Origin of the sequence: Aeromonas sp. FDAARGOS 1417, assembly GCF_019046985.1 — a bacterium.
In the GTDB taxonomy this organism is placed as follows: Bacteria; Pseudomonadota; Gammaproteobacteria; order Enterobacterales; family Aeromonadaceae; genus Aeromonas; species Aeromonas veronii.
In genome coordinates, this window is sequence record NZ_CP077221.1 from 2,937,501 (window position 1) to 2,951,492 (window position 13,992).

Here is a 13,992-nt window from a genome sequence, read left to right on the forward strand (position 1 = left end):
ATTGCTTGATTCAAATTGTTAAAGAGCGTCACGCTTGTCGCGTTGAGGAGGCGCATATTACACTCCTCACTTCGAAAGTCAAGCGATTGTTTTCGCTTTTCTTTCGGCGCCCACTTCGCTAGGAAGCTGGCTCATCAGTTCGGCGTGTTCCGCCGTGCTGGTAGGGGCGCATTATAGGGAGCCGCGCCGGGATGACAAGAGGAAAACTGCAAAAAATGGCACTTTTTTACAGTTTTCCGGTTCAACCGTTGTTTTATTAAACAAAAGCCCCGCATCGGCGGGGCTGTTTCGGGCAAGAAACCCTGAATTCACATCACGCTGCTACCTTTTTGACCAGAATTCGCGGGCAAAGCTGCGCACCTTTTCCCAATCGGTAAATTCAATGTCCTTACTGGTGTCGGTACTGCCACCGGTAATCTTCATGATCAGCTGGATGATGCGCGTCTGCCACCAGTTATAGCGGGAGTACTGCAGCGCACCGGCAAAGACGCCCAGGGTTTTCGGCTTCCAGGGAGAGAGGCGCAGGAACTTCTTCATATAAGCATTGGTTTGCGGCGTCTGCTTCTCTGGCTTGCGGGCCGTCAGGTTGACACAGAAGAAGGCCGCATTGGCCACCTCCAACTGCTCCTGATGAGCGTGAATAAAGCTGAACAGGCTGGGGTGGAAGTTGCCATAACGGATAGAGGCGCCGATCAAGACCTTGGCATACTTGCTGAGGTTGCACATCGGCAAGGTGTGCAGGTCGTGCATCACCACTTCGCATCCCGGCATCTGCTCCAGCATGACATCGACTATTTTGCGGGTTTGGCCATCCCGAGAGGAATAAAGCACCAGAATCTTGTCCATAACAACCTCAACTACGCCAGAATGCAGGAGTAAACAGTACCAGAAGCGTGAAAATTTCCAATCGGCCAAACAACATGGCCAACACCAGTACCCACTGGGCCGCTGGCGAGATATTGCCGAAGTTGGCTGATACCTCTCCCAAACCCGGGCCTACGTTGGTGAAAGCCGCAGCAACAGCGGTGAATGCGGTCACTTCGTTCAGCCCCGTCATCAGCAACAGCAGCATGAACATAAAGAAGAGAATAATATAGGTGGCGAAGTAGCCCCACACCGCCTCGACGATACGCTCGGGCACCGCCCGATTCCCCAGCTTCAAGGTATAGATGGCTCTGGGGTGAACCAACCGCTTCAACTCGCGCATCCCCTGCATGAACAGGATCATAAAACGCATCACCTTGATGCCGCCGCCAGTACTGCCCGCACAACAGCCGATAAATGCTGAGAACATCAGCAGCATGGGCAGGAACGAGGGCCAGTCGGCATAGGTCGTGGTGCTGTAGCCGGTGGTGGTCCCCAGAGAGACCGCCTGGAAAAGACCGTGATTGAGCGCCTCTTGCCAGGTGGCGTAGTGTCCGTGGGTCAGCAAGGCGACAAAGCAGATCATCACCAGGGTCGCCTGGATGGCCAGAAACACCTTGAGTTCAGAATCGTAAAGGTAGCGACCGAGCCGCACCGGGCGGTGAGAGAAAACGGTAAAGTGGAGCGCAAAGTTCACGCTGGCCAGCAGCAGGAACACCACGGTAATCAGGTTGATGACCGGACTGTTGAAGAAACCGATGCTGGCATCGTGAGTGGAGAAGCCACCGACCGACAGAGTCGAGAACGAATGGCAGACCGCATCGAACAGCGTCATTCCGGCGAGCCAGTAGGCCAGCGCACAGAGTGCGGTGAGCAGCAGATAGATGAACCAGAGCGCCTTGGCCGTTTCGGCGATGCGCGGCGTCACCTTGGTATCCTTCACCGGCCCCGGGATCTCGGCGCGATAGAGCTGCATGCCCCCGATACCCAGCAGTGGCAGAATGGCCACCGCCAGTACGATGATCCCCATCCCCCCCAGCCACTGCAGCAACTGGCGATAGAACAGGAACGCCTTGGGCAGATTATCGAGCCCGGTCAGTACCGTTGCCCCTGTGGTGGTCAGGCCGGAAAAAGATTCGAAGAAGGCCTCCGAGACTGACATATCCGGCACATCGCTCATGATAAAGGGCACCGCCCCCACACTGCCCAGCACGGTCCAGAACAGCACCACAATCAGAAAGCCCTCTTTCGAGCGCATCTCCTTCTTGTGATAGCGATTGGGAAACCAGAGCACCACGCCGAGCAGCAGGGCGATCAGAAAAGAGCTGACGAACTCGGCACCACCACCATCCCGATAGCCAAAGGCCACCAGTGCAGGCAACAGCATGGTCGAGCTGAACAGCGCAACCAGCAGGCCAACAATGCGAATAATGCTCAGAATGTGCATTACAGCTCCCTTTCCCCAATTAAAGAGCGATGGATTCTAGCCATCTAAGGGGCTGAGGGATACCCGCCCATGAGTCCGGTCGGTCAATTCACGGTCCACCTGAGCCCAAACTGAGGACTCCCACGCCACCTGCAAGGTGACCTGCTGACCGTAATCGGCCGCCAGCAATTCGCCATTATGGCTGCTGATCAGCGACTCGACCGTCCCCATGTCACCGTAATCGCAGTGAATGAGAGAGGGAGTGCGCGGCACCTTGAGCAGGGTGGGCAGTTGCTTGAGGGCGGCACCGACGCCGCCCCCATAGGCTTTGACCAGTCCACCGGTGCCAAGCTGGATGCCGCCGTAGTAACGCACTACCACGGCGCAGATTTCACCGAGCCCCGAGCCCATCAACTGGGCCAGGATCGGCTTGCCCGCAGTACCGGAAGGTTCGCCGTCATCGCTGAAGCCATAAACCTGACTATCTTGCGGCGCACCAGCCACAAAGGCCCAGCAGTGATGGCGCGCGGCCGGATGTTGGCGCTTGATCTCGTTGACCCACCCCTTGGCCGCCTCGACGGTCGGGGTGTGGGCGATCAGGGTAATGAAGCGGCTCTTCTTTATCTCTTCGGTCAACTCCAGCGGGGCAGCCGGAATGGAGTACGCTGCCGCCATCAGAGTCCTGCTTGTCTGGTCATGTTCTCCACCCCGTTGGCGTGCAGCACCACGTTGTCTTCGATGCGGATGCCGCCGAACGGCCGCAGCGCCTCCACCTTGTTCCAGTTGACCCGTTTGCCCTGTTCGCCCTGACGCAGCGGCTCCAGCAAACTGTCGATGAAGTAGAGTCCCGGCTCGATGGTGAACACCTGATCCACCTCCATCACCCGGGTGCAGCGCAGATAGGGGAACAGCTCGGGCGCCGCCAGATGGGTGCCGCGCTCATCCTGCATGAAACCGCCCGCATCGTGTACCTGCAGACCGAGGAAGTGGCCGAGGCCGTGAGGGAAGAAGACGTTGGTCACCCCGGTGTTGATCATCTCGTCTACCGACATGTCCACCAGCTCGGTGGCTTGCAGCAGGCGCGCCAGCTTGTGGTGCATCTGCAGGTGCAGCTCGCTGTAGCGGCGACCCGGTTTGATCTCCTTGATGATCTCCTGCTGCTGCTCGTCGAGGGCTGCAATCAGATCGGCGAACTCGCCGCGCCGCCACGCCCAGGTGCGGGTGATGTCGGAGGCATAACCGTGAAAATCGACGCCGGCATCGATCAGGAAGGAGTGACGTTCCGCATCGGGCACCCGCACGGCGGACAAATGGGTGTAGTGAAGGATGGCTGCATTGCGGTTGATGGCGACGATATTGCCGTAGGGCGCCTCATTGGCCCCCTGCCCGACCGCTTTCATGTAGGCCAGATTGATCTCGAACTCGCTCGCCCCCGCCATAAAGGAGTCCTTGGCGGCGATATGGCCGCGTACCCCGATCCGGTTCGCCTCACGAAGACACTCCAGCTCGTAGGGGGTCTTGTAGGCGCGGTGATAGTGCAGGTAGTTGAGCACCGCCTCCGGATTGGGCTGGGTCAGCCCCAGCAGCTCGGCCACCTCCAGATGGCCCCCCAGATAGGCCCACTCCTGCTTGTTGGCAGGTAGATGGTCGGCCACCTGTTCCGGCCGGGTCAGGAAACGAATATCGAAGAACTCGACCCAGAAGGCATTGGGCAGATCCGCTACTTTGTGCCAGAAATCCACTGGGCGGTAGAACAGCAGGATTGGTTTGTTCACCCCGTCCACCAGCAGCCAGCAGTGGGGATTGTCCAGCACCGGCAACCAGGCTTTGAAATGCGGGTTTACCTTGAACGGGTAATCCTGATCATCGAGGAAGATGCGGTGAGTCTGGCCGGAGTGGATGGCCAGTCCGCTGAGCCCCTGTTGTTGCAGAATGTCGCGGGTGCGCTGCTGCAAGGTATCGAGGTGCTGGGCAAAAAGTTGGCTGTAGCTGCTCATGGCGTCCTGCTCCGAGGTGAATGTGATTGCAGCATAACATCAAGCGCTTGGCGGCTCGACCCGTCAAGCTGCCGCTTCGTGAGGTAACGCATACGTTACAAACGTGTTTGTTATCAACACAAAACCAATCATTAACAAATCAAAAACAATTCAATACACTGCCGGTAGATACATGAAGTCAGGGATTACTCATGGACAACCTCTGCCTGTGGCAACCGGATCCGCTCGGGATGCAGCAATCCAACCTCTACCGTTTTATGGCGGAGGTGAACCGTTTCCACGGCTTGCAGTTGCAGAACTACCCGCAGCTTTACCAATGGTCGGTGGAGAAGACCACCCGTTTCTGGCCGCTGGTATGGCAGCACTGCGGCGTCAAGGGCGAACTCGGCAACATAGTGGCGGAGAACCGTCAGGATATGCAGCGCACCCGCTGGTTCCCCGACAGCCGCCTCAACTTCGCCGAAAACCTGCTGCGCCGTCAGGACGAGAGCCCGGCTATCATCTCCCGCATCGAAGGTAGCCCAAGTCGCACTCTGAGCTGGGGTGAACTGGGGGAACAGGTTGCCCGGCTGGCTCAGTGGCTGCGTCATCAGGGGATTGGTCGTGGCGATGTGGTCGCCGCCTATCTGCCCAATATTCCGGAAACCGTGGTTGCCATGCTGGCAACCACCAGCCTCGGGGCGATCTGGACCTCCACCAGCCCCGACTTTGGCGAGGCCAGCGTGGTGGAGCGCTTCGGCCAGACCCGACCACGAGTGCTGTTTGCGGTGGATGGCTATCGCTACAACGGCAAAGCTATCGACATTCAACAGAAGGTCGCCAGCGTGGTGAGCCAGATCGGCAGCATAGAGCAGACGGTGATGATCCCCCTGCTCGGCAACCCGCTGCAGCTTGGCCACGACTGGCAACAACTGCTGGCGAGCCAGCACGATGCCCAGCTCACCTTCGAGCCGATGGCTTTCAATGACCCGCTCTACATCCTCTACTCCTCCGGCACCACCGGCAAACCCAAGTGCATCGTGCACGGGATTGGCGGCACCCTGCTGCAACATCTGAAAGAGCACCAGCTGCACTGCGACATCAAACCGGGGGAGCGAATTTTCTACTTCACCACCTGCGGCTGGATGATGTGGAACTGGCTGGTGAGCGCCCTCGCCTCCGGTGCCACCCTGGTGCTCTATGACGGCTCGCCATTTTACCCGGACGGCAACGTGCTGTGGGATCTCGCCCGCGACGAGCAGGTCAGCTTGTTCGGTACCTCGGCCAAGTATCTCGATGCGCTGCACAAGCAGGGTTACGCCCCCATCAAGACCCACGACTTACCGCACTTGCGGCTGATCTGCAGCACCGGATCTGTGCTGTCGCCGGAGGGGTTCGACTACGTCTACCAGCAAATAAAGCTAGATGTGCAGCTCAGCTCCATCTCAGGTGGCACCGACATCTGCTCCTGCTTCGTCATCGGCAACCCGCTCAGCCCTGTCTATCGCGGCGAGAGTCAGGGGCGCGGCCTCGGTCTCGCGGTGCAGGTATTCAACGAGGCGGGTCAGCCGGTACAGGGGGAGAAAGGCGAGCTGGTCTGCACCAAGCCGTTCCCGGCACAGCCCATCTACTTCTGGGGTGACGAGAACGGCGACAAGTACCACGCCGCCTACTTCGAGCGGTTCGACAACATCTGGTGTCACGGCGACTGGATCGAGCTGACCCCAACCGGCGGCATTCTGTTCTACGGCCGCTCCGACGCCACCCTCAACCCGGGCGGCGTGCGTATCGGCACCAGCGAGATCTATCGCTACGTCGAACAGCTCGACGAGGTGGAAGAGAGCATCGTCATCGGCCAGCAGTGGCAGCAGGACGAGCGGGTGGTGCTGTTCGTCAAGCTCAAGGCGGGCTGCAAGCTGGACGAGCCGCTGCGCGAACGGATCCGCCAGCAGATAAAACAGCACTGCACCGCCCGCCACGTGCCCGCCCGCATCCTGCAGGTGGATGCCATCCCCCGCACCAAGTCCGGCAAGATCGTCGAACTGGCGGTGCGGGAAGTGGTACACAACCGACCGGTCAACAATACCCATGCCCTCGCCGATCCCGAGGTGCTGAACCAGTATCGCAACCGGCCGGAACTGACCAGTTGATAACAAACTCATATTCATCCGAGGCGCCGCAAGGCGCCTCTCTTTCGCCTGTTTTGTGATGAAGAGCTTTTACTCGAGATCTGTTAAACAAATGTTTTAAATAGGTGTTGAAAATGTCTCCTTTTGGATCAATAGTGAGCCTCGCCCCCTGCTGGGGATTAAGGAGCACCACTCCCCACTGAGTGGGAACAAGGAGACACTCTCATGATCTACCAAGGCGAAACCCTGTCGGTCAGCTACCTCGAAAACGGCATCGCCGAGCTGAGGTTTGATGCCCCGGGTTCAGTCAACAAGCTGGATCGCGCTACCCTGCTCTCCCTGAGCGAAGCGATCGCCGCATTACAACAAGAACGTGAACTAAAAGGTCTGATCCTCACCTCCGGCAAAGACGCCTTTATCGTCGGTGCCGACATTACCGAATTCCTGGAACTGTTCGATCTGCCGCAAGAAGATCTGCTCGGCTGGCTGAAAAAGGCCAACGACATCTTCAATGCCATCGAAGATCTGCCGGTTCCGACCCTCTCCGCCATCAAGGGACACGCTCTGGGCGGCGGCTGCGAGACCATTCTCTCCACCGACTTCCGTCTTGCCGACACCAGCGCCAAAATCGGCCTGCCCGAGACCAAACTCGGCATCATGCCGGGCTTTGGCGGCACCGTCCGTCTGCCGAGGGTGATCGGCGCTGACAACGCGCTGGAGTGGATCACCACCGGCAAGGATTACCGTGCCGATGACGCCCTCAAGGTGGGCGCAATTGACGCCGTGGTCGCCCCGGATGCACTGCAGAGCGCTGCGCTGCAGATGATCAAGAACGCCATCGCAGGCAAGCTGGACTGGCAGAGCCGTCGCGCAGCCAAGAAAGCGCCGCTGCGCCTCTCCAAACTGGAAGCCATGATGAGCTTCACCACCGCCGCCGGCATGGTTGCCGCCGTGGCGGGCAAACACTATCCGGCGCCGATGACGGCGGTGAAAACCGTCGAAGCCGCCGCAGGTATGGGCCGTGACGAGGCGCTGGTCGTTGAAGCACAGGGCTTTATCAAGCTGGCCAAGACCGATGTCGCCAAGGCGCTGGTCGGCATCTTCCTCAACGATCAGCACATCAAGGCGCTGGCCAAGAAGGCGGCCAAACAGGCGAGCAAGGCCACTGGCCATGCTGCCGTACTGGGTGCCGGCATCATGGGGGGCGGCATCGCCTACCAGTCTGCCAGCAAGGGCATTCCGGCGGTGATGAAGGATATCAACGAGAAGGCGCTGGCACTTGGCATGGGCGAAGCCACCAAGCTGCTCAACGGCCAGCTCGAAAAGGGCCGCATCGATGGCATCAAGATGGGCCAGGTGCTCTCTGCCATCACTCCCACCCTCAGCTATGACAACGTCAAGCATGTGGACGTCGTGGTCGAAGCCGTGGTCGAGAACCCGAAAGTGAAAGCCGCCGTACTGGGCGAAGTGGAAGGGATCATCGGCGAAGACGCCGTGCTCGCCAGCAACACCTCCACCATCCCAATCTCCCTGCTGGCCAAGGGGCTGAAGCGCCCGCAGAACTTCTGCGGCATGCACTTCTTCAACCCGGTGCACCGCATGCCACTGGTGGAGATCATCCGCGGCGAGCAAACCTCCGATGAAACCATCAACCGCGTGGTGGCCTATGCCGCCGCCATGGGCAAGTCGCCTGTGGTGGTCAACGACTGCCCGGGCTTCTTCGTCAACCGCGTGCTGTTCCCCTACTTCTTCGGCTTCAACAAGCTGGTTGCCGATGGCGCCGACTTTGCCGCCGTCGACAAGGTGATGGAGAAGGAGTTCGGCTGGCCCATGGGCCCCGCCTATCTGCTGGATGTGGTCGGTATCGACACCGGTCACCATGCCGGTGACGTGATGGCGCAGGGCTTCCCGGCACGCATGAGCAAGGAAGGCCGCACCGCCATCGACGTGATGTACGAAGTGAACCGCTTCGGTCAGAAGAACGGCAAGGGCTTCTACGCCTACGAGCAGGACAAGAAGGGCAAGCCGAAGAAGGTGGCTGACGCCGCTGCTTACGAGCTGCTGGCCCCCATCGCCAAGCCGAAGCAGGATTTCGAAAAGGAAGCCATCATCGCCCGCATGATGATCCCGATGATCAACGAGGTGGTGCTCTGTCTGGAAGAGGGCATTGTCGCCACGCCAGCCGAAGCCGACATCGCACTGGTCTACGGTCTGGGCTTCCCTCCCTTCCGCGGCGGCGTGTTCCGCTATCTGGACACCATTGGTCTGGATCGCTACGTGGCCATGGCCGACCAGTATGCCGATTTGGGCCCGCTCTACCGCGTCAGCGACCGCTTACGCGAGATGGCCGCCCAGGGCAAAACCTTCTACTGATTGCGGAAAGGAGATCCATTCATGAAAGACGTAGTCATTGTCGACTGTATCCGGACCCCGATGGGCCGGTCCAAGGGCGGCGCCTTCCGCAACGTGCGTGCAGAAGATCTGTCCGCGCACCTGATGAAATCCATCCTGCTGCGCAACCCCAACCTCGACCCGAACGAGATCGAGGATATCTACTGGGGCTGCGTGCAGCAGACCCTGGAGCAGGGCTTCAACATCGCCCGCAACGCCGCGCTGCTGGCCGGTATTCCGAAGCAAGTGGGGGCGGTCACCGTCAACCGCCTGTGCGGCTCCTCCATGCAGGCGCTGCATGATGCCTCCCGCGCCATTCAGGTGGGTGACGGGGATATCTTCATCATCGGCGGCGTCGAGCACATGGGTCACGTGCCGATGAGCCACGGTGTTGACTTCCATCCCGGCATGGCCAAGTCGGTGGCGAAAGCCTCCGGCATGATGGGGCTGACCGCCGAGATGCTCGGCAAGCTGCACGGCATCAGCCGCCAGCAGCAGGACGAGTTTGCCGCCCGCTCCCACCGCCGCGCCCACGCGGCAACCGTGGAAGGACGTTTTGCCAAGGAGATCGTCGGGCTGGAAGGCCATGACGCCAGCGGCGCCCGCTTCTTCTACGACTATGACGAGGTGATCCGCCCAGAGACCACGGTCGAAACCCTGAGCCAGCTGCGCCCGGTGTTTGATCCGGTCAACGGCACCGTCACCGCCGGCAGCTCCTCGGCCCTGTCCGATGGCGCCGCCGCCATGCTGGTGATGAGCGCCGATCGCGCCAAGGCCCTCGGCCTCACGCCGCGCGCCAAGGTACGTGCCATGGCCATCGCTGGCTGTGATGCCGCCATCATGGGTTACGGCCCGGTACCAGCCACCCAGAAGGCGCTCAAGCGTGCCGGCCTGACTGTCGGTGATATCGACCTGTTCGAGTTGAACGAGGCGTTTGCCGCCCAGTCTCTGCCTTGCGTGAAGGATCTGGGTCTGCAGGATCAGGTGGACGAGAAGGTAAACCTGAACGGCGGCGCCATTGCGCTGGGCCACCCCCTTGGCTGCTCCGGCGCCCGCATCTCCACCACCCTCATTAATCTGATGGAGGAGAAGGATGCCACCCTGGGGGTTGCCACCATGTGTATCGGTCTGGGCCAGGGCATCGCCACCGTGTTTGAACGGGTGTGATAACCAGCCGGATCGACGGGATGCACTACTGATAGTTGTCCCTTTTCGGGGCCAGTCTGACTGGCCCCTTTTCAAGTCTGTGACGATCGCCACACGGGGTGCTCGTCAGTGGTCAGAAGCTGTCTGTTGGCCGTCCCGTTTGGGTCGGCCTTTTTTCGTTTTAATCTTATCAATAGGCTGTTATTGCCTTAAACCTCACATTAGATAGGGGGCTTGCTTGCTTTTTACTCCCCCGACAGGTTCAATCTGCACAAAAAAATGGGTGGATGCACATACATATGTCAATGAGCAAACAACTGCTGATCGTCGATGACGACCAAGAGATCCGCGAGCTGCTCAATGAGTACCTGACCCGGGCGGGTTTTCAGGTATTGACGGCGGCGGAGGGCAACGAGATGCGCCAGCAACTCGCCCAGCACAGCCCGGACCTGATTATTCTGGACATCATGATGCCCGGCGAGGATGGTTTTACCCTCTGCCAGCAGATCCGTCGTGACTCCCAGGTGCCCATCATCATGCTGACCGCCGCCTCCGACGAAGCGGATCGGGTGATCGGTCTGGAACTGGGCGCCGACGACTATATCGCCAAACCGTTCAGCCCCCGTGAACTGCAGGCCCGCATCAAGGCGCTGCTGCGCCGCGCCGAATTCCGCCAGCCGGAAAAAGAGAAAGAGCCGAGCCGCCGCCTGCGTTTTGCCGAGTGGACCCTCGACACCCTGAGCCACCAGCTGACCCATGATGATGGCAGCCTGCTGGATCTCTCCGGCAGCGATGCCATGCTGCTCGGCATGTTCCTGCAACAGCCCGGCGTGGTGCTGGATCGCGACACCATCTCGGATGCCACCCGCGGCCGCGAAAGCCTGCCGATGGAACGCGGCATCGACGTACAGATCAGCCGTCTGCGCCAGAAGCTGGGCGACAACGGCAAGAGCCCGCGCATCATCAAGACCATTCGCGGCAGTGGCTACATGCTGATTGCCGAGGTGCACGAGCTGCCATGAGCAACAAGTGGTCCTGGGGGGCGCTGGTGCCCCGCTCCCTGTTGTCACGGATGATCCTGCTGCTGTTGCTGGCCATCCTGCTCTCCCAGACCATTCTGACCGGCATCTGGATGCAGCAGATCCAGAAGCGGGAGCTGGAGGGGATGCTCAGCACCACCCGCAACCTCGCCATGTCTGCCGCTTCCACCGTCAACTTCTTCAAATCCCTGCCGCTGCAGTATCGCCATATCGCGCTGGACCAGCTGCGCAACATGGGGGGCAGCCGCTTCTTCGTCTCGCTCAACGAAGAGGAGATCCACATCAACGCCATCCCCGACAGCGAACGCAAGACGCAGGTGCTGGAGGAGGTTCAGGGAGTGCTGACCCGCAAGCTCTCCGACGCCATGGCGATCAAGGTGGACTTCTCCCGACCCGATGACCTCCACGTCTTCAACAACGACACCTTGCTGGCGGATCTCCCCTCCTCCTGGGCCCGCTACACCCTGTCGCTGGAGCCGCTCAATCCGCCGGTGCTGGTGACCCAGATCGAGATTGAAAAGGGGGAGTGGCTCTATCTGGCGGCCCTGCTGCCCGCTCCCTACATGACGCTGGATGACACCGTGATGCCAAGCAACCAGGTGCGTTTCATCGCCCTGATGACGGTGTTCCTCTGCTTCTTCACCTTTATGCTGGTGCGCTGGCAGACCCGCCCGCTGCGCCGTCTCGCCAAGGCGGCGGTCAATCTGGGCAAGGATATCGACCAGCCTTCGCTCAAAGAGGAAGGGGCGTCGGAAATCGTGGCGGCGACCCGCGCCTTCAACATCATGCAGCACCGCATCCGCCGTTATATCGATGATCGGGAACGGCTGTTCAGCTCCATCTCCCACGACCTCAAGACCCCCATCACCCGACTGCGACTGCGGGTCGAACTGCTCGACGACGAGGTGCAAATCGCCAAGTTCAACAAGGATCTCGACGAACTGGAGCTGATGGTGAAAGGGGCGCTGCAGACGGTCAAAGAGACCGACATTCACGAAAATATCGAGGAGATCGACATCAACGCCCTGCTGGAGCAGATGGCGGAGTCGATGAACCTGCACGACGAGCGGCTGACCATCGAAGGGCACTGCAAGTGGCCCTATCGCGGCAAGCTGCTGGCACTCAAGCGCTGCATCGGCAATCTGGTAGACAACGGCATCAAGTACGGCCAGAAGGTGCGCATCATCATCATGGATGACGAAGAGATGCTGATCCTCTTTATCATGGATGAGGGCCCCGGCCTGCCGGACGATCAGTTCGAGCGCATCTTCGAACCCTATTACCGGCTCGGCACGGATCAGGCCGGCACCGGCCTCGGCCTTGGCATCGCCCGCAACATTGCCCACGCCCACGGCGGCGATCTGGTGCTGGAAAATCGTCCGCAAGGTGGCCTGCAGGCCACGCTCTCCCTACCAAGGCAGTAACCTTATGAAGTGGTTGTCTTTTTCTGTCATCGCCCTGCTCTCTACTCCCGTTGCCGCCTCCCAGGTGGAGGTACTGCACTGGTGGACGTCAGGCGGCGAAGCGAAAGCGGTCGAAGTGCTCAAATCCGAGTGGACCAAACAGGGCAACCAGTGGAACGACTTTGCAGTGCAGGGTGGCGGCGGCAAGAGTGCCATGACGGTATTGAAGAGCCGGGCACTGGCGGCCAACCCGCCGGAAGCGGCCCACCTCAAGGGCTACGAGCTCAAGGAGTGGGCCGGACTCGGCTTTTTGCGCGATCTCAGCCCGATGGCCGAACACCTCGGCTGGTACAGTCAGATGCCGCCCATGGTGCGTGCCACCCTCAGCCAGAATGGCGCCCTGATGGCGGTGCCCACCGGCATCCACCGGGTCAACTGGCTGTGGCTCAACCGCAAGATCTTCGAGCGCAACAAGCTGACTCCGCCCACCGACTGGGCCCAATTTGTCACCGTCGCCGACCAGCTTAAAAAACGGGGCATCACCCCGCTCGCCATTGGCAACGAGCCCTGGCAGCTGGCAGTACTGTTTGAAACGGTGGCGCTTGGTGAGGGCGGTAAAGAATTCTATCGCAAGGCGTTCCTCGAGCAGGACAGCGCCACCCTGACCGGCCCTGACATGGTGCGGGTGTTGACCCGTTTCCAGCAGCTGCGCGCCTATGTGCCGCAAAAATACGCCGGTCTGAAGTGGCATCAGGCCACCAATCTGCTGGAGAGCGGTGGCGCCGCCATGCAGGTGATGGGGGACTGGGTGAAGGGTGAACTGAGTGCCGGTAACTACCGGCCGGGTGAGGATATCGCCTGCCTGCCGAGCCCGGGCAGCGCCGGACTGTTCAGCTACAACCTCGACTCCATCGCCATGTTCAAACAGCGGGATCCGGCCCAGCTGCAGGCGCAGGGGGATCTGGCCCAACTGCTGATGACGCCGCAATTTCAGGAGGAGTTCAATCGGGTGAAGGGGTCGATCCCGGCGCTGACCAATCCCGACATGAGCAAGTTCGACCGCTGCGCAGTCCGCTCCTATCAGGATTTCCTGCTGGCGGAAAAGCAGGACAACCTGCTGCCCAGCATGGCGGAGGGGATGGCAACGCCGACCAATATGCGACAGGCGATCCTCGATGTGCTGAGCAACTTCTTCAACGACCCCAAGGCCAACCCGGAGCAGACGGCGCTGCATCTGGAACGGGCGATGCGCTCGACCCGCTGATCCGGGCACATTGCCAAACGGCAGAAATGACAAAGGCGGAATTGCTCCGCCTTTGTTGTTGAATCGTCATCCGATTCAGGATTGATCGTTCTCGTCCTCATCCTCGTCATAGTAATCGCTGAGCTCGATCCAGAGCCCCAACCCGACCATCACCATGGAGCCGAACCAGGTACCGGTATTCCCGATCGGGCTGCCCATCACTATCATGGCGAAGGACAAGAACCCCATGCCTGCATAGGCCTGTAATCTGCCGTAGGAGACCTGCATATTCACCTCCTTGTTGAATATGGTTCAATTTTTATATTACTCGTCCGGCGCAAGCTGGATAGGGCCGAATAACATTTCGGTTACAT

General features: G+C 60.0%; 11 protein-coding genes. 6 read left to right on the forward strand and 5 right to left on the reverse strand.

Annotated features, from left to right (window positions below; translation table 11 throughout):
• Positions 1-321: 321 nt before the first annotated feature.
• From hemG to pepQ, 4 genes are read right to left on the reverse strand one after another with little or no spacing between them, the layout of a single operon-like run.
• Complete coding sequence (gene hemG / locus I6L47_RS13505) at positions 322-846, reverse strand: menaquinone-dependent protoporphyrinogen IX dehydrogenase (RefSeq protein ID WP_005339483.1); 525 nt, start codon at positions 844-846, stop codon at positions 322-324.
• A 7-nt stretch (positions 847-853) separates the two neighbouring features.
• Positions 854-2,311, reverse strand: coding sequence for a TrkH family potassium uptake protein (locus I6L47_RS13510; RefSeq protein WP_005339482.1), 1,458 nt, complete (start codon positions 2,309-2,311; stop codon positions 854-856).
• Positions 2,312-2,347: 36 nt separating this feature from the next.
• Complete coding sequence (locus tag I6L47_RS13515) at positions 2,348-2,965, reverse strand: YigZ family protein (protein ID WP_040069890.1); 618 nt, start codon at positions 2,963-2,965, stop codon at positions 2,348-2,350.
• On the reverse strand, positions 2,965-4,287 hold the full coding sequence (gene pepQ / locus I6L47_RS13520) for a Xaa-Pro dipeptidase (RefSeq protein WP_216947612.1): 1,323 nt from the start codon (positions 4,285-4,287) through the stop codon (positions 2,965-2,967). The genes I6L47_RS13515 and pepQ overlap by 1 nt, the downstream gene beginning before the upstream one ends.
• Positions 4,288-4,478: 191 nt before the next feature.
• On the opposite strand from pepQ, the gene I6L47_RS13525 reads away from it, so the two are divergent.
• The 6 genes from I6L47_RS13525 to I6L47_RS13550 all read left to right on the forward strand — a co-directional run bounded on the left by I6L47_RS13525 (position 4,479) and on the right by I6L47_RS13550 (position 13,639).
• Positions 4,479-6,416 carry an acetoacetate--CoA ligase gene (locus I6L47_RS13525; protein ID WP_216947613.1) on the forward strand — a complete coding sequence of 646 codons (1,938 nt, stop codon included), beginning with the start codon at positions 4,479-4,481 and terminating at the stop codon, positions 6,414-6,416.
• 204 nt (positions 6,417-6,620) lie between these two features.
• Complete coding sequence (gene fadB, locus I6L47_RS13530) at positions 6,621-8,768, forward strand: fatty acid oxidation complex subunit alpha FadB (RefSeq protein ID WP_216947614.1); 2,148 nt, start codon at positions 6,621-6,623, stop codon at positions 8,766-8,768.
• Entirely contained in the window at positions 8,769-9,953 is a 1,185-nt protein-coding gene (gene fadA / locus I6L47_RS13535; protein ID WP_201906638.1) for an acetyl-CoA C-acyltransferase FadA, read from the forward strand.
• A 278-nt stretch (positions 9,954-10,231) separates the two neighbouring features.
• Entirely contained in the window at positions 10,232-10,954 is a 723-nt protein-coding gene (locus I6L47_RS13540) for a response regulator (RefSeq protein WP_005339475.1), read from the forward strand.
• The gene (locus I6L47_RS13545) at positions 10,951-12,396 is read left to right on the forward strand and encodes an ATP-binding protein (protein WP_216947615.1); all 1,446 of its coding nucleotides are present in this window, start codon (positions 10,951-10,953) and stop codon (positions 12,394-12,396) included. Before I6L47_RS13540 ends, I6L47_RS13545 begins: the two co-directional genes overlap by 4 nt.
• Positions 12,397-12,400: 4 nt before the next feature.
• Positions 12,401-13,639, forward strand: coding sequence for an ABC transporter substrate-binding protein (locus tag I6L47_RS13550; protein ID WP_129504974.1), 1,239 nt, complete (start codon positions 12,401-12,403; stop codon positions 13,637-13,639).
• 75 nt (positions 13,640-13,714) lie between these two features.
• Here I6L47_RS13550 and I6L47_RS13555 read toward each other — a convergent pair whose 3' ends face one another.
• Entirely contained in the window at positions 13,715-13,906 is a 192-nt protein-coding gene (locus I6L47_RS13555) for a hypothetical protein (protein ID WP_005339471.1), read from the reverse strand.
• Positions 13,907-13,992: the final 86 nt, after the last annotated feature.